The sequence below is a fragment of the Pseudomonas sp. S4_EA_1b genome, from assembly GCF_016307435.1.
Classification (GTDB): domain Bacteria; phylum Pseudomonadota; class Gammaproteobacteria; order Pseudomonadales; family Pseudomonadaceae; genus Aquipseudomonas; species Aquipseudomonas rhodesiae.
In genome coordinates, this window is sequence record NZ_JAEILC010000097.1 from 1 (window position 1) to 15,180 (window position 15,180).

Annotated in this window: 15 protein-coding genes; 5 read left to right on the forward strand and 10 right to left on the reverse strand. The window is 59.5% G+C overall.

Annotated features, from left to right (window positions below; translation table 11 throughout):
- Positions 1-46 precede the first annotated feature (46 nt).
- A complete protein-coding gene (gene fadD2, locus YA0848_RS26395) occupies positions 47-1,735 on the reverse strand; it encodes a long-chain-fatty-acid--CoA ligase FadD2 (protein ID WP_034100047.1) in 1,689 nt (562 codons plus the stop codon).
- 211 nt (positions 1,736-1,946) lie between these two features.
- On the opposite strand from fadD2, the gene YA0848_RS26400 reads away from it, so the two are divergent.
- Positions 1,947-2,891: an alpha/beta hydrolase gene (locus tag YA0848_RS26400; RefSeq protein WP_169868258.1), complete on the forward strand. Its 945-nt coding sequence runs from the start codon at positions 1,947-1,949 to the stop codon at positions 2,889-2,891.
- 57 nt (positions 2,892-2,948) lie between these two features.
- Positions 2,949-3,419, forward strand: a complete 471-nt coding sequence (locus tag YA0848_RS26405; protein ID WP_003175719.1) for a MaoC family dehydratase — start codon at positions 2,949-2,951, stop codon at positions 3,417-3,419.
- A 112-nt stretch (positions 3,420-3,531) separates the two neighbouring features.
- Here the strand turns inward: YA0848_RS26405 and YA0848_RS26410 are convergent, their stop codons facing one another.
- Positions 3,532-3,999: a ferritin-like domain-containing protein gene (locus YA0848_RS26410; RefSeq protein WP_003175720.1), complete on the reverse strand. Its 468-nt coding sequence runs from the start codon at positions 3,997-3,999 to the stop codon at positions 3,532-3,534.
- Positions 4,000-4,205: 206 nt separating this feature from the next.
- Here YA0848_RS26410 and YA0848_RS26415 point away from each other — a divergent pair, with 206 nt between their 5' ends.
- Complete coding sequence (locus YA0848_RS26415; RefSeq protein WP_003213031.1) at positions 4,206-4,442, forward strand: DUF3820 family protein; 237 nt, start codon at positions 4,206-4,208, stop codon at positions 4,440-4,442.
- 10 nt (positions 4,443-4,452) lie between these two features.
- Positions 4,453-5,634: an aminotransferase class V-fold PLP-dependent enzyme gene (locus tag YA0848_RS26420; protein WP_169903357.1), complete on the forward strand. Its 1,182-nt coding sequence runs from the start codon at positions 4,453-4,455 to the stop codon at positions 5,632-5,634.
- A 102-nt stretch (positions 5,635-5,736) separates the two neighbouring features.
- Here YA0848_RS26420 and YA0848_RS26425 read toward each other — a convergent pair whose 3' ends face one another.
- Genes YA0848_RS26425 through zwf form a run of 3 tightly spaced genes read right to left on the reverse strand, consistent with a single transcriptional unit; the run spans position 5,737 to position 8,586 of the window.
- Entirely contained in the window at positions 5,737-6,402 is a 666-nt protein-coding gene (locus YA0848_RS26425) for a bifunctional 4-hydroxy-2-oxoglutarate aldolase/2-dehydro-3-deoxy-phosphogluconate aldolase (protein ID WP_169903356.1), read from the reverse strand.
- Positions 6,403-6,419: 17 nt separating this feature from the next.
- Positions 6,420-7,133 carry a 6-phosphogluconolactonase gene (gene pgl, locus YA0848_RS26430; protein ID WP_034100055.1) on the reverse strand — a complete coding sequence of 238 codons (714 nt, stop codon included), beginning with the start codon at positions 7,131-7,133 and terminating at the stop codon, positions 6,420-6,422.
- A complete protein-coding gene (gene zwf / locus YA0848_RS26435) occupies positions 7,120-8,586 on the reverse strand; it encodes a glucose-6-phosphate dehydrogenase (RefSeq protein ID WP_034100057.1) in 1,467 nt (488 codons plus the stop codon). Before zwf ends, pgl begins: the two co-directional genes overlap by 14 nt.
- A 219-nt stretch (positions 8,587-8,805) precedes the next feature.
- On the opposite strand from zwf, the gene YA0848_RS26440 reads away from it, so the two are divergent.
- Positions 8,806-9,666 (forward strand): MurR/RpiR family transcriptional regulator, encoded by an 861-nt coding sequence (locus YA0848_RS26440; protein ID WP_169868275.1) that lies wholly within the window; start codon positions 8,806-8,808, stop codon positions 9,664-9,666.
- 221 nt (positions 9,667-9,887) lie between these two features.
- Here YA0848_RS26440 and YA0848_RS26445 read toward each other — a convergent pair whose 3' ends face one another.
- From YA0848_RS26445 to YA0848_RS26465, 5 genes are all read right to left on the reverse strand, one after another.
- Positions 9,888-10,733, reverse strand: a complete 846-nt coding sequence (locus YA0848_RS26445) for a D-hexose-6-phosphate mutarotase (protein WP_034114960.1) — start codon at positions 10,731-10,733, stop codon at positions 9,888-9,890.
- Between the two features lie 97 nt (positions 10,734-10,830).
- Positions 10,831-12,177 (reverse strand): carbohydrate porin, encoded by a 1,347-nt coding sequence (locus YA0848_RS26450; RefSeq protein WP_040269278.1) that lies wholly within the window; start codon positions 12,175-12,177, stop codon positions 10,831-10,833.
- Between the two features lie 86 nt (positions 12,178-12,263).
- Positions 12,264-13,424: an ABC transporter ATP-binding protein gene (locus YA0848_RS26455; protein WP_034100065.1), complete on the reverse strand. Its 1,161-nt coding sequence runs from the start codon at positions 13,422-13,424 to the stop codon at positions 12,264-12,266.
- Between the two features lie 2 nt (positions 13,425-13,426).
- Positions 13,427-14,272, reverse strand: a complete 846-nt coding sequence (locus YA0848_RS26460) for a carbohydrate ABC transporter permease (RefSeq protein WP_034100067.1) — start codon at positions 14,270-14,272, stop codon at positions 13,427-13,429.
- Entirely contained in the window at positions 14,265-15,173 is a 909-nt protein-coding gene (locus YA0848_RS26465) for a carbohydrate ABC transporter permease (protein WP_034100069.1), read from the reverse strand. Before YA0848_RS26465 ends, YA0848_RS26460 begins: the two co-directional genes overlap by 8 nt.
- Positions 15,174-15,180 lie beyond the last annotated feature (7 nt).

Consider the following 15,180-nt stretch of genomic DNA (forward strand, 5'->3'; position numbering starts at 1 on the left):
CCATCGGGGGGCAAGCCCCCTCCCACATTTTGATTGCACTTCAGGGTCAGGCGATGTCGCGCAGCTCCCTGCGCAGGATCTTGCCCACCGGCGTCATCGGCAACGACTCACGCAACACGATGTGCTTGGGCACCTTGTAGCCGGTGAAGTTGCTTTTGCAGTACGCCTTCAGCTCTTCAAGGCTGACCCCCTGAGCCCGCGCCACCACGAACAGCTTCACCGCCTCCCCCGTGCGCTCGTCCGGCACGCCGATCACCGCGCAGCTGGCCACTGCTGGGTGGGCCATGACCACGTCTTCGATTTCGTTCGGGTACACGTTGAAGCCGGAGACGATGATCAGGTCTTTCTTGCGGTCCACAATGCTCACAAAGCCATCGGTGTCGATCACTGCAATATCACCGGTTTTCAACCACCCTTCGGCATCCAGGGTGTCGGCGGTTGCCGCCGGTTGCTGCCAGTAGCCCTTCATCACCTGTGGGCCTTTGATGCACAGTTCGCCACGCTCCCCGAGGGGCAATTCGCGGCCTTCGTCATCGATCACCTTCATGGCCGTACCCGGCACAGGAATACCCACGGTGCCCAGCCGCGATTGGCTACCGTAGGGGTTGGTGCTGGCCACCGGCGAGGTTTCGGTCAGGCCGTAGCCTTCGCCGATGGTGCAGCCGGTCAGGGCCTTCCAGCGCTCGGCGGTGGCCTTGACCAGCGCGGTACCGCCGGAATTGGTGATCTTGAGGTGCGAGAAATCCAGGGTCTTGAAATCCGGATGGTCCATCAGCGCGACAAACAGCGTGTTCAACCCCAGCAGGCAGGAAAACCGCCACTTTTTCAGCTCTTTGATAAACCCGCCGATGTCGCGCGGGTTGGTGATCAGCACGTTGTGGTTGCCGGTCACCATCATGCACATGCAGTTCGCCGTAAAGGCATAGATGTGGTAGAGCGGCAGCGGCGCGATCATCACCTCCTGCCCTTCCCGTACCAGCGGCTGGCCGTTATCGCTGACCTGGGACATGCACGCCCGCGCCTGCTGCATATTGGCCACCAGATTGCCGTGGGTCAGCATCGCGCCCTTGGCCAGGCCGGTGGTGCCGCCGGTGTATTGCAACACGGCGATGTCATCCAGGGTCACCGGGTGACGGGTCACACCCAGGCCCGCGCCCATGCGCAGGGCACGCTTGAACGATACTGCGCGTGGCAGGTGATAGGCCGGGACCATCTTCTTGACCTTGTCGACCACGGTGTTGACCAGCCAGCCTTTGGCGGCGGGCAGGAAATCGCCCATTTTGGCTTCGATCAGGTAGTCAATCTCGGTGTCGGCACACACTTCCTGCACCCGTGAACCGAACAGGTTGAGGTAGACCAGCGCCCGCACGCCGGCATCCTTGAATTGGTGGCGCATTTCCCTCGGGGTGTACAAGGGGTTGGTGTTGACCACGATCAACCCGGCGCGCAGCGCCCCGAACACCGCGATGGGGTAATGCAATACGTTGGGCATCTGCACGGCGATGCGCTCGCCGGGCTTGAGGTCGGTGTGATGCTGCAGGTAACCGGCGAACGCCGCGCTCTGGCGCTCAAGCTCGGCGTAGGTCAGGGTCACCCCCATATTGCTGAATGCCGGACGGTCGGCAAAGGCTTTGCAGGAACGCTCGAAGACTTCGATCACCGACTTGTAGGTGGTGAGGTCAATGTCATTGGGAACGCCCGCCGCGCGTTTGTCATTCCAGAAATCAGGTTGCATTATTCTTGTCCTCTGTACCTGAGTGTGTCCGGCCGCTTTTATGCTGCGATGGAAAGCGGAGCTTTGGGGACGTTAGCAGCTATGGCCAATCAGGCAAATACAGGAAAGAGTGTCATCAACTGCGTGAATCTTCCTACAAGGGCCTGTACTGATCAGCCGCTTGCCAGAAGATCAGCGATACACTGCAACGACACCGAGCAAAGGAACCGCCATGAACCACAGCACCTTCTGGCTGACTGCGAACGACCATACCCGCCTATACGTCAACCAATGGCTGCCACAGGGGCCGCTCCAGGCTGTGGTAATGGTGTCCCACGGCATGGCCGAGCACAGTGGGCGCTACGCCCGCCTGGCCGAGGCCCTGTGCGATGCGGGCTACGGTGTGTACGCGCTGGACCAGCGAGGCCATGGACGGACCGCCGATGAAGGCACTCTGGGGTTGTTCGCCGAGCACGATGGCTGGAACAAAGTGGTAGGCGACCTGGCCAGCCTCAACCAACACATCGGCCAACAGCATCCGGGGCTGCCGATCGTACTGTTGGGGCACAGCATGGGCAGTTATATCGCCCAGGCTTATCTGCTGCACCACAGTGCCAGCCTGCATGGGGCGATTCTCAGCGGGTCGAATTTCCAGCCGGTGGCGCTATACCGCGCCGCGCGCCTGATCGCTCGCGCCGAACGCCTGCGCCAGGGCCTGCGGGGGCGCAGCGCCGTGATCGACTTCCTGTCGTTTGGCTCTTTCAACAAAGCGTTCAAACCTAACCGCACGGCCTTCGACTGGCTCAGTCGCGACCCGGATGAGGTGGATAAGTACATCAACGATCCCCTCTGCGGTTTTCGTTGCACCAACCAACTGTGGGTGGATTTGCTAGGCGGCTTGCAGCAGATCAGCAAAGCGTCCAACCTCGCGCAGATCGATCCAGGCCTGCCGATTCTGGTGATGGGCGGCGAATGTGATCCGGTGAGCGAGGGCAAGCGTCTCACCCATCTGGCTCAAGCCCTGCAAGCGGCCGGCTGCCAGCACCTGCAACTGACTATTTACCCCCAGGCGCGCCATGAAGTGTTCAATGAAACCAACCGCACGCAAGTCACGGCGGATGTGGTGACATGGCTGGATCACGCCCTGAGTTTGCAACGGCCTGCCCGCTGCGAATAAATTTTCCTTTAAAATCAGCAAATTAAATTACCGATTAGCCACAGGATGCGCTCTTAGATGACCCAGGTAACCAACACCCCGTATGAAGCCCTTGAAGTCGGCCAGACCGCCAGCTACAGCAAGACTGTCGAAGAGCGCGACATCCAGCTGTTCGCGGCAATGTCCGGCGATCACAACCCGGTGCACCTAGACGCCGAATACGCCAAGGCCACGATGTTCAAGGAGCGTATCGCCCACGGCATGTTCAGCGGCGCTTTGATCAGCGCAGCCGTAGCCTGCGAACTGCCTGGGCCGGGCACGATTTATATCGGTCAGCAGATGAGCTTTCAGAAGCCGGTGAAGATCGGCGACACCCTGACGGTGCGCCTGGAAATCCTGGAGAAACTGCCCAAGTTCCGCGTGCGGATTGCCACTCGCGTGTTCAACCAGCGCGACGAGTTGGTAGTGGATGGCGAGGCAGAGATTCTTGCGCCGCGTAAACAGCAGGTGGTGACCTTGACCGAGCTGCCGCCGATCAGCATCGGCTGAATACAAATGTGGGAGAGGGCTTGCCCCGATTGCGGTGAGTCAGTCATTCAAACATCGACTGATTCACTGCTATCGGGGGCAAGCCCCCTCCCACATTGACTAGGCGGTAAGCTTACGACTGAGCGCGAGCCTGATTACGCAGGGCTTTAACCTGGTCGTGATTGCGTTGCACGCCGTGGTACTGACGCTCAACCAAGTCACGAATGCCCAGCAGGTTGTGCTTGTTGATCTTCTCGATCGCTTCACGATAAGCCTTCAGTGCGTGGTCTTCACCGCGCTCGGCTTCGTTCAGCACAGCCTCTTCATCTTTACCGGTAACCATCGACTTCACGTCGACCCAGCCACGGTGCAGTGCGCCGGCAACGCTGCCGGAATCTTCCGGATCGCCACCCAAGGCACGCACGGCGGTTTTCAGCTCGGCGGCAGCAGTGGCGCAATCGGCAGAACGCTTAGCAAACAGCGCCTTGAGTTCTGGGTGCTTGATATCTTCAGCGCACTCTTTAAAGCCTTTTTGGCCGTCGATGCTGGTTTCGATCAGGTCGTTCAGTACGGAGATCGATTCTTTGTTGATGTCAGTCATTTTCCAATTCCTTATGTGGGTTGAGAAAGGTTGTCTTAATGATTGCAGCGCCCGTGCCAGGTTTTAAAAAATAACTTTATTGTTTAAATTCAATCATTTACGAAATATTGAACCATCTGTATGTACGTTATTTGCATGATCTGTCATTTGGCCTTCATGCAGAATGCCTGTATTTTCCAAGCTCCTCTCGTAACCGTCTGACGTTCATGAACCCGGAAAAGCTCGAACTGTTGATCACCCGCGAAATGCCTTTCGGCAAATACAAAGGGCGGATCATTGCCGACTTGCCAGGCCCCTACCTGAACTGGTTCGCTCGCGAAGGTTTCCCCCACGGCGAATTGGGTGGTCTGCTGGCGCTGATGCAGGAAATTGACCACAACGGTCTGTCAGAACTGCTCGAACCGCTGCGCGCCAAACACGGCAAGCCTGCCCCACGCCATTAAGAGCCCACCCATGCCCAGCAACGCCCAAAACGAAGCGCATTGGCAAGCCATCGCTCAACGCTATGACTGCGAGCCAGGCCCTATCAATCTTGAGAACGGTTACTTCGGCCGCATGAGCCGCGCGGTGCAGGCCCAGTACCTGGAGCATGTGGCGTTTATCAACCGCAGCAATGCGGTGTATGTGCGCCAGCGTTTCGAACAGGGCGAAAACATCGAGATCCGGCGCCAGCTCGCCGCCTTGATAGAGGTGGAACCCGAGTCGGTGGCATTCACCCGCAACGCCACCGAAGCCTTGCAGTCGCTGATCCGCAACTACAACCGCCTGCAACCGGGTGACCAAGTGATGATCAGCGATCTGGAGTACGACACGGTCAAGGGCGCGATGCGCTGGCTGGCGGCGCATCGCGGTGTGGAGGTTATCGAACTGTCCCACACCCATCCGGCCAGTTTCGACAGCCTGCTACAGACCTATCGCGATGCCTTCGCCCAATACCCGCGTCTCAAGCTGATGGCTCTGACCCACGTTACCCATCGCACCGGGCTGGTAATGCCAGTGGCCGCCATTGCTCAGGCGGCACGGACGCACGGTGTTGACGTGATCCTCGACGGTGCCCACGCCCTTGGCCAGATCGACTTCAACTTGGCCGATCTGGGCATCCAGTTCGCCGGGTTCAACCTGCACAAATGGATCGGCGCACCGTTGACCCTGGGCTTCCTGTATATCGCCCCCGAGCGCCTGGCCGATATCGACCCGGACATGGGCGAGTTCCACTACCCCATCACCGATGTACGCGCGCGGACGTCCTACAGCACGCCGAATTTTCCGGCGCTGATGACCTTGCCACTGGTATTGGATGAGCATCGCGCACTGGGTGGCGCGGCTGCCAAAGGTGCGCGGGTCAATTACCTGCGGGATACATGGGTGAGCCAGGTACGGTCATTGCCGGGGATCGAGGTGCTGACGCCGGATGACCCGAGGCTGTATTGCGGGATTAGTGCTTTCAAATTCAGCGGTCGGGACCAGCAGGCGATGGCGGACCGTTTGCTCAAGGACTACAACGTCTTCACCACGACCCGTGTCGGGGCCTCGTTCGGGACGTGTATCCGGATCACCCCCGGGTTGGTCACCTCGGTGGCGGAAATCCATCATCTGGCCAATGCCATCACCGAACTGCACCGCAGCCCTCTATAAAAGCAGGCGCAGTTTTATTGCAGGCGAAAAAAAAGCGGTACACCGACCAAGTGCACCGCAAAAATGCCGTTAAGCACAGCAACAACGATTCGGTAAATCAGATCAATCCAACAGCGCCAGGGCCTGGGCGGTAACTTCCTGGATGCGTGCCCAGTCGCCGTTTTTGACCCACTCTGGGTCGAGCATCCAGCTGCCGCCCACGCACATCACGTTTTTCAACGCCATGTAGCTTTTGATATTGGCCGGGCCGACGCCGCCGGTCGGGCAGAATTTCACCTCGCCGAACGGGCCGCCCAGGGCCTTGATTGCCGCCACGCCACCGCTGACTTCAGCGGGGAACAATTTGAAACGACGGTAGCCCAGGCAATAGCCTTCCATGATGCCGGACGCATTGCTGATACCCGGCAACAGCGGGATCGGGCTGTGCACCGAGGCTTCCAGCAGGTCGCGGGTAATCCCGGGGGTGACGATAAACTGCGAGCCGGCCACTTCCGCAGCCTCCAGCATGTGCCGATCCAACACGGTGCCGGCGCCGGTGCACAGTTCAGGACGCTGCTCGCGCAGCACCTGAATAGCCTTGAGGCCGAACTCCGAACGCAGGGTTACTTCCAGCGCCGTCAGGCCGCCGGCCGCCAGGGCATCGGCCAGGGGCAGAATGTCCTGTTCGCGGGCGATGGTGATCACCGGCAGAATCCGCGCCTTGGCGCAGAGGCTGTCGATCAAGGCAACTTTATCCGCCATGGACACGGTCGGTTGAGGGCTTTTCATAGCGGCTGATCCTTGGCTCATGGGCACCAGTAAATCTCTAAAGTAGGTTGCAGAAACGCGCGAATCGGCATGGCGGCGACGTCGTCACTGGCCAGCGCGGCGCTCAAAGTAGTCAATTTCGAACTGCCGGAGATCGACAGCACGGTGTAGCGGGCCGTGGCCAGCAACGCGCGACTCATGGTCAGGCGCTGGTGCGGCACGGTCGGCGCCAGCATGGGCCAGCAACGGCGGGTACCGTCGGGCTGCAGGGCTTCGTTCAGGTTCGGGCTGTTTGGAAACAACGACGCGGTGTGGCCGTCATCGCCCATGCCCAGCACCAGCACATCGATGGCGGGCAGTTCGGCCAGCAGGCGATCGGCCTGCTCGGCAGCCTCTTCCAGGTTCGCGGTGGCGCTGTACAAACTGAGGAACCGCGCCTTGGCGGCCGGGCCCTGCAGCAGATATTTCTTCAATAGGCCGGCATTGCTGTCGGCATGCTCTACCGGCACCCAGCGCTCATCGGCGAGGGTGATGGTGACCTTGGACCAGTCCAGGCCCTGCTTGGCCAGGTTCTGGAAAAACGCCACCGGGCTGCGCCCACCAGACACCACCAGCGTCGCTTCGCCACGGGCGCTGATGGCCGTGCGCAATTGTTCGGCCACATCGTTAGCCAAACCGTCCGCCAGCAACGCAGGCGTACGGTACTCATGGGCGCTGACGCCCTGCGGCAGTTTCAATTCAGATATCGCCATACCATGACCTCCCATCCCGCGTGATCAGTGCAATGGAGCTCATCGGCCCCCAGGAGCCCGCCGCATACGGCTTGGGCGCATCACCGGATTTTTTCCAACCGGCGATCAACTGGTCACACCACTTCCACGCGGCTTCGATTTCATCTTTGCGAACAAACAGGTTCTGATTGCCGCGCATCACTTCCAACAGCAAACGCTCGTAGGCATCCGGAATGCGCGTACTGCGGTAGGTGTCGGAAAAATTCAGTTGCAGCGGGCCGCTGCGCAGTTGCATGCCTTTATCCAGGCCCTGCTCCTTGGTCATTACCCGCAAGGAAATCCCTTCGTCCGGTTGCAGGCGGATGATCAGTTTGTTGCTGATCTGCAGGCGCTGCTCGGGGGCGAAGATATAGTGGGACGGTTCCTTGAAGTGGATAACGATCTGCGACAGCTTTTGCGGCATGCGCTTGCCGGTACGCAGGTAGAACGGCACACCGGCCCAACGCCAGTTACGGATATCGGCACGCAAGGCGACGAAGGTTTCGGTGTCGCTCTGGGTGTTGGAGTTTTCTTCTTCCAGGTATCCCGGCACCGGCTTGCCGGCGCTGTAGCCGGCGATGTACTGGCCACGCACCACTTGGGTGGTAAGGCCGTCCGGGCTGATCGGCGCCAGGGCCTTGAGCACCTTGACCTTCTCGTCACGGATGCTGTCGGCGGACAGGTCGGCCGGTGGGTCCATGGCGATCAGGCAAAGCAGCTGCAACAGGTGATTCTGGATCATGTCCCGCAGCTGGCCGGCTTTGTCGAAATAACCCCAACGACCTTCAATGCCCACTTGCTCCGCCACGGTAATTTCTACGTGGGAAATGTAGTGCTGGTTCCACTGGGTCTCGAACAGGCTGTTGGCAAAACGCAGCGCAATCAGGTTTTGAACGGTCTCTTTGCCCAGGTAATGGTCGATGCGGTAGGTGCGGTTTTCCGGGAAAAACTGCGCCACGGCGTCGTTGACCTTGCGCGAGGACTCCAGGTCCGAACCGATGGGTTTTTCCAGCACCACGCGGGTGTTGTCCGCCAGGCCGACCTTGGACAAATTCTCGCAGATCGCGCCATACACCGCCGCCGGAGTGGCGAAGTAGGCGATCAGGCGTTGTTCGGTGCCGGCTTTTTCAGCCAGGGCCACGTAGTCGTCGGCTTTCATAAAGTCGACATGGACGTAGGTCAGACGCGCCAGGAAACGCTGGGCGATGCTGTCGTCCAGTTCCTTGCCGACGTATTTACGCAGTTCTTTTTCGATATGGGCCAGATGCTGCTGCTCGGAGCCGGCTTCACGGGCCAAAGCCAGGATGCGCGTGTCTTCGTGCAACAGACCTGCACCATCCAACTGATAGAGGGCAGGAAATAACTTGCGTAGCGCCAGATCACCCAAGGCGCCAAACAGGGCAAAGGTGCAGGGTTCCACGGTTATCGAAGGCATGATGTTTGTTCTTTTATCAAGTTAAGCTACAAATACCTTTTTTCAAGGTATCACTCAAGGAAAAATGTAGTAATAACCACAACATTTTCCCGAAATACGCATTGCGAGTGGTGGTGTTCAGCTACCCTCAGTAGGATAGGCCACCGCAAAAGGCCGCTCGTCGATTGCTTGCCGCCCTTAATTTGCATCGTCGCCCGAAGGAAAGACTGAATGGACCGCGTGCGAAATCTTCTGGAGCAGATCCAGAGCCGCCTCGAAGACTTGAACAAGGCAGAGCGCAAAGTCGCTGAAGTCATCCTGCTCAACCCGCAGCAGGCCACACGCTTCTCGATCGCCGCCCTCGCCCAGGCCGCCTCGGTCAGTGAACCGACGGTCAACCGTTTCTGCCGTTCATTCGGCGTGAGCGGTTACCCTGAACTCAAATTGCAGTTGGCGCAAAGCCTGGCCAGTGGCGCGGCTTATGTCAGCCGCGCCGTGGAGGCCGATGATAACCCGGAGGCCTACACGCAGAAGATCTTTGGCAGTGCCATCGCCTCCTTGGACAGCGCCTGCCAGGCCCTGGACCCGAACCTGATCAGCAAGGCCGTGGACCTGCTGATCCAGGCTCGGCAGATCCACTTCTTCGGCCTCGGTGCTTCGGCCCCGGTGGCCATGGACGCCCTGCATAAGTTCTTCCGTTTCAACCTGGCGGTCACCGCCCACGCCGACGTACTGATGCAGCGCATGATCGCCTCGGTGGCCCATACCGGTGAGCTGTTCGTGATCATTTCCTACACCGGGCGTACCCGCGAGCTGGTGGAAGTGGCGCGTATCGCACGCAGTAACGGCGCCTCGGTGCTGGGCGTGACCGCCGAGAACTCACCGTTGGCCAAGGCCAGTACGGTGAGCCTGAATATTCCACTCCCGGAAGACACGGATATCTACATGCCGATGACGTCGCGGATCATCCAACTGACCGTGCTGGATGTGCTGGCCACCGGCATGACATTGCGTCGCGGGGTGGATTTCCAGCCGCACTTGCGCAAGATCAAAGAGAGTCTGAACGACAGCCGGTATCCGGTGGGGGATGAGTTTAACTAAGCTCGAATCTCTACCAGCAGTACCGCCGCCATCGCGAGCAAGCCCGCTCCCACAGGGCAATGCGTTCCAAATGTGGGAGCGGGCATGCCCCCGATGAGGCCACAAGCAACAACGCTAAACTCCAGCCCGAGCTTGCAAACTCAGGTGCGCCCGCTCCCACAGGGCAATGCGTTGCAAATGTGGGAGCGGGCTTGCCCGCGATGAGGCCACAAGCAACAACGCTAAACTCCAGCCCGAGCTTGCAAACTCAGGTGCGCCCGCTCCCCCGGCGCCAAACTGGCCCCGGCCATCGCCGACTCCACACACACAAACCCCGACGCCTCGTTAAAACTCACGCCCAACAGCGGTCGGCTGCCCGGATGCCACACCACAGTGTCGGCACTCTCGCCCGTGTCGATGCACAGTTCGCGCTGCCAGGCGTGATCCTTGAGGTGCAGTTCGCCTTCGTGCTGGAACACCCGCTGGCATCCGCCCTCTACGCGCAACTCGCCCTCCTGCTGGCACATCTGGCGGTTGAGCTGATCGTAACCTTGCGCGCCTTCGAGCCCAGACAGCGCTACCTCATCAACGTGACCAATACGCCAGTAAGCGTGCAACGCATGGCTCAACTGGCACGGCAGTTCGTCCTGATGCTCGGTGCTCAGGCGCAATTCCAAGGTAGCCCCCAGGTGCGCGTGCAGGTCCACCTGCCAGTCGCACAGTTGCAGTTGCCAGTGCAGGTTCACGCCTTCGTCATCGCTGGAGCTATCGAGCAGTTTCCAGTCGATCAGGCGCGCCCAGCCATGGGACGGCCAGGCGTTTTCGCTTGGGTGACGGCCATACCATGGCCAGCACACCGGCACGCCTCCACGAATGGCACCGACCTGCGGCCACTTGGCCGCGCACCACAGCCAGGGCTTCTGACCACGCGGCTGAAAATGCAACAGTTGCGCGCCCTGGCGACTGAATACCGCCTGGCACAGCGGATGATCGATCACCAACACGTCGCGCATCTGAAAGCGTTCCCAGGCGAACACCGGACGTTCGCGCAGGGATTTGAAAAAGCGTTGCAGCGGATGCTCATGCATGTGCCACGGTCCTGTATCACAGTGCTGCGCAAAAAAAAGCGGATAGCCATGGCTATCCGCAAATGCGCACAGAGAGAAGGAGCTTATCGCAACAGCGTTAGAACGTAGACTGAATTTTCAGACCCGCTACCAGCGCGTTGTCGACTTTGTCCACGCCGCCAGGCTGCACGACGTATTGCAGGTTGGGACGTACGGTCAGCCAGTTGGTAACGTGGAAGCCGTAGTTGAGTTCGAAGTTGTATTCGGTTTCACGAATCGGCGTGTACAGCGGGTTGTCATAGTCGCTGACGCCGTTAGCGGCATTGAGCAGTTCCGAGTTGCGCTTGACGTCATTGTTGACATGCAGGCGCGCGGCACCAATACCGACGTCGTCTTTTGGACGCGCATCGAATGGGCCTTTGTACACCAGCATGAGCGACTGATAGTTGTCGACCAGGTTGGTTTCCTTGTCGTGGAACGTCGCGTTGGCTGCGATGTTCAGGCCGCGCGACGCGTCGCCGTTATGGGTGGTGAGTTGCTGTTGCGCAACGAACCAGTAGCCTTTTTTGCTGCTGCGGGTACGGAAGTCAGCACCACTGAGGACCGCATCGCCACCGTTGACGTCTTTACGCACATCCGGAGCATCGGCGGCGCTCTTGTAGTAACCCACACGGTATTCGCCCGGCAGGTTATTCACTTTCGGCGACCAGACCAATTCCACCGGGATCACAGTACCTTTGGTACCGCTGCCGCTGAGTTTGAAGCCGTTGCCGTGTTCAAGCTGCGACGGGTTCTGGTTGTAGGCACCGATCTGGGCATACAGCTCAGGGGTGATGTTGTACTTGACGCGGATAGCCGCCTGGCTGACTGGCCAGTTGTACCAGGTGTTGACGTAGTTACCGACCTGGGAGCCGCAGAACGACAGGTTCTGGAAGTCGCATGGGAAGGTGTTGAAGTCTTCGCCTTCACCGAAGTAGCCCAGTTTCACGTCCAACTTGTTGTCGAACATCTGGTGCTGGATCCAGAACTGGGTCAGACGCACCATATGGCCACGGCCATACACTTCTTGGGACGAACTCAGCGTGCCGGCACGCGGGTCGCCAATACGGTCGTTGGAGATGTTCTGGCCGTTACGATTGGTCAACTGGATCTTGGCCTGGGTGTTATCCCAGCCCCACAGTTTTTGCAGGTCCAGCGCCACACCCAGACCGAACTGGTCGGAGTAGCGACCGGTCTTGTCGTTGTTGTAACCACCGTGGGCGTTGTAGCCCATTTCCCCGACGTAGTCGGCCTTGATGTCGATACCTTGCTCGATCAGCTTGGTACGCTCGCCACCCCAGTCGCCGGTCATCCACTTGGAATCGGCGCTGAATGCATCGGCCGCCATCGCATTGGCGGACAATACCAGGGCTGCTGCTGCTGACAGTTGGCAGATCAGCCGAGTGTTGTTGTGTTGCTTTTTCATCCCTACATCCTCGTCTTTATTGTTATTAAACTGTTTTTATCTAACGCGGGTTACATTTTTTTAACCAAAACAACAACTTATCTCGATCAACGGCCCTTGAACTGGGTCACGTTGTCGGCAGGCACCTGAGCAGGCAACGCGGCGGCAGTGCCCAAACGCTCGCCAGTGTTGGCGTCAAACAGCAGCACCTTGGCCGGGTCGAACTGCAGGGTCAGGGTCTCCCCCACTTGCGGTGCCACATCCGGTGCCAGGCGGCAGCAGACTTTGGTGTCATTGAGCTGCACGAACACCAGGGTGTCCGGGCCGGTAGGCTCGGTAACCTGGACTTCGGCGCGAATACTCGACGAGCCATTGCCCTCCCCTGCCGCCAGCACGATTTGCTCCGGGCGCAGGCCCAGGATCACATCGCGGTCTTCCAGACCGGCGTCGTTCATCCCCAGTGGCAATTCGCAACGGGCTTGACCGCTGTCGAGCAGCGCTACCAACTTCCCGTCTTTGCGTTTTAGACGCATAGGAACGAAGTTCATCGGTGGTGAACCGATAAAGCTTGCCACAAACAGGTTAGCCGGGTCGTTGTAAATTTCCTTCGGCGTGCCGAATTGCTGGATGATGCCGTCCTTCATCACCGCCACTTTGTCGCCCAGGGTCATCGCTTCGATCTGGTCGTGAGTCACGTAGACCGTGGTGGTCTTGAGGCGCTGGTGCATCAGCTTCATTTCGGTGCGCATCTCAACCCGCAGCTTGGCGTCGAGGTTGGACAGCGGTTCGTCGAACAGGTAGATCTTCGGCCGACGCGCCAGGGCACGGCCCATGGCCACGCGCTGTTGCTGGCCGCCGGAAAGCTGGCCCGGCTTGCGGTTGAGCAAATGTTCGATCTGCAGCAGCTTGGCCACGCGCGCCACTTCGGCGTCGATATCGGCCTGGGGCATCTTGCGGATTTTCAGGCCGAACTCGATGTTCTCGCGCACGCTCATGGTTGGGTACAGGGCGTAGGACTGGAACACCATGGCGATGTCGCGATCCTTGGGGCTCATGCCGCTGACGTCCTGATCACCGATCATGATCGCGCCACCGGTGATGGTTTCCAGGCCCGCGATGCAGTTCATCAGCGTGGATTTACCGCAACCCGATGGGCCGACCAGGATCAGAAACTCGCCTTCCTTGATCGACAGTTCGATGTTCTTCAAGGTGTCGGGCAGGCCGGGGCCATAGGTCTTGTTTACATTGCGAAGTTCGAGCGTAGCCATGATTACCCCTTGACCGCGCCGGCCGTGAGGCCGCGCACGAAATACTTGCCTGCGATCACATAGACCAGCAGGGTCGGCAGCCCGGCGATCATCGCCGCCGCCATATCCACGTTATATTCCTTGGCCCCGGTGCTGGTGTTGACCAGGTTGTTCAGCGCCACGGTGATGGGCTGGGAGTCGCCGCTGGAGAACACCACACCGAACAGGAAGTCGTTCCAGATCTGAGTGAACTGCCAGATCAGGCAGACCATGATGATCGGCGTCGACATCGGCAGAATGATCCTACGGAAAATCGTGAAGAACCCCGCACCGTCTAGGCGTGCTGCCTTCACCAGTGCATCCGGAATGCTGACGTAGTAGTTACGGAAGAACAGTGTGGTGAACGCCAGGCCATAGACCACATGCACGAACACCAGACCGGTAGTGGTGCTGGCCAGGCCCATCTTGCCCAGGGTGAACGACGCCGGCAGCAGCACGGTCTGGAACGGCAGGAAGCAGCCGAACAGCAACAGGCCGAAGAACAACTGCGAACCACGGAAGCGCCACATCGACAGCACGTAACCGTTCAACGCGCCGATGGCGGTGGAAATCAGCACCGCAGGCACGGTGATCTTGATCGAGTTCCAGAAGTAACCATCCACGGTGGCCCAGGCCTTGACCCAGCCGATACCGCTGACCACGGTGGGCCAGCTCAGCAGGTTGCCGGTGCTGATGTCTTCGGGGGTTTTGAAACTGGTCAGCAACATCACCACCAGCGGTACCAGGTACAGCAGCACCGCCAGGATCAGCACCGCGTAGATCGCGATGCGACTCAGGCTGATGGAAGGTTTGGCAGCGAGACTAGTCATGACGCTTGGTCCTCAGCTCGGAGTACAGGTACGGCACGATGATCGCGAGGATCGCACCGAGCATCAGGATTGCACTGGCCGAGCCCATGCCCATCTGGCCACGGCTGAACGTGAACGAGTACATGAACATCGCGGGCAGGTCGGACGAGTAGCCGGGGCCGCCGGCGGTCATGGCCGCCACCAGGTCGAAGCTCTTGATCGCAATGTGCGCCAGGATCATCACCGCACTGAAGAACACTGGGCGCAGGCTCGGCAGCACCACGCTCCAATAAATACGCGGCATGCTCGCACCGTCGATCTGGGCGGCACGGATGATCGACTGATCAACGCCGCGCAGGCCGGCGAGGAACATCGCCATGATGAAACCGGAGGCTTGCCACACGGCGGCGATGACCAGGCAGTAGACCACGCGGTCCGGGTCGATCAGCCAATCCAGACGGAAGCCTTCCCAGCCCCAGTCACGCAGGAGTTTGTCCAGGCCCATGCCCGGGTTGAGCAGCCATTTCCAGGCCGTACCGGTAACGATCATCGAGAGCGCCATCGGGTACAGGTAAATGGTGCGGATAAAGCCTTCGCGACGGATACGCTGGTCGAGGAATACCGCCAGCAGCACGCCGATCACCAGGGTAATACCGATGAACATCCCACCGAACACGGCCAGGTTCTTGCTCGCCACCCACCAGCGGTCGTTGTCGAACAGACGCTGGTATTGGGCAAGACCGGCCCACTTATAGTTGGGCAGGAACGTGGACGTGGTGAACGACAGCACAAACGTCCAAAGGATGTAGCCATAGAAGCCGACCAACACGATGAACATGCTGGGCGCCAGCACCAGTTTAGGTAGCCAGCGCTGCAATGCATCGAACGGCGAGGCCTTGCTGAACACAGCAACAGAACTCATGGGGAAA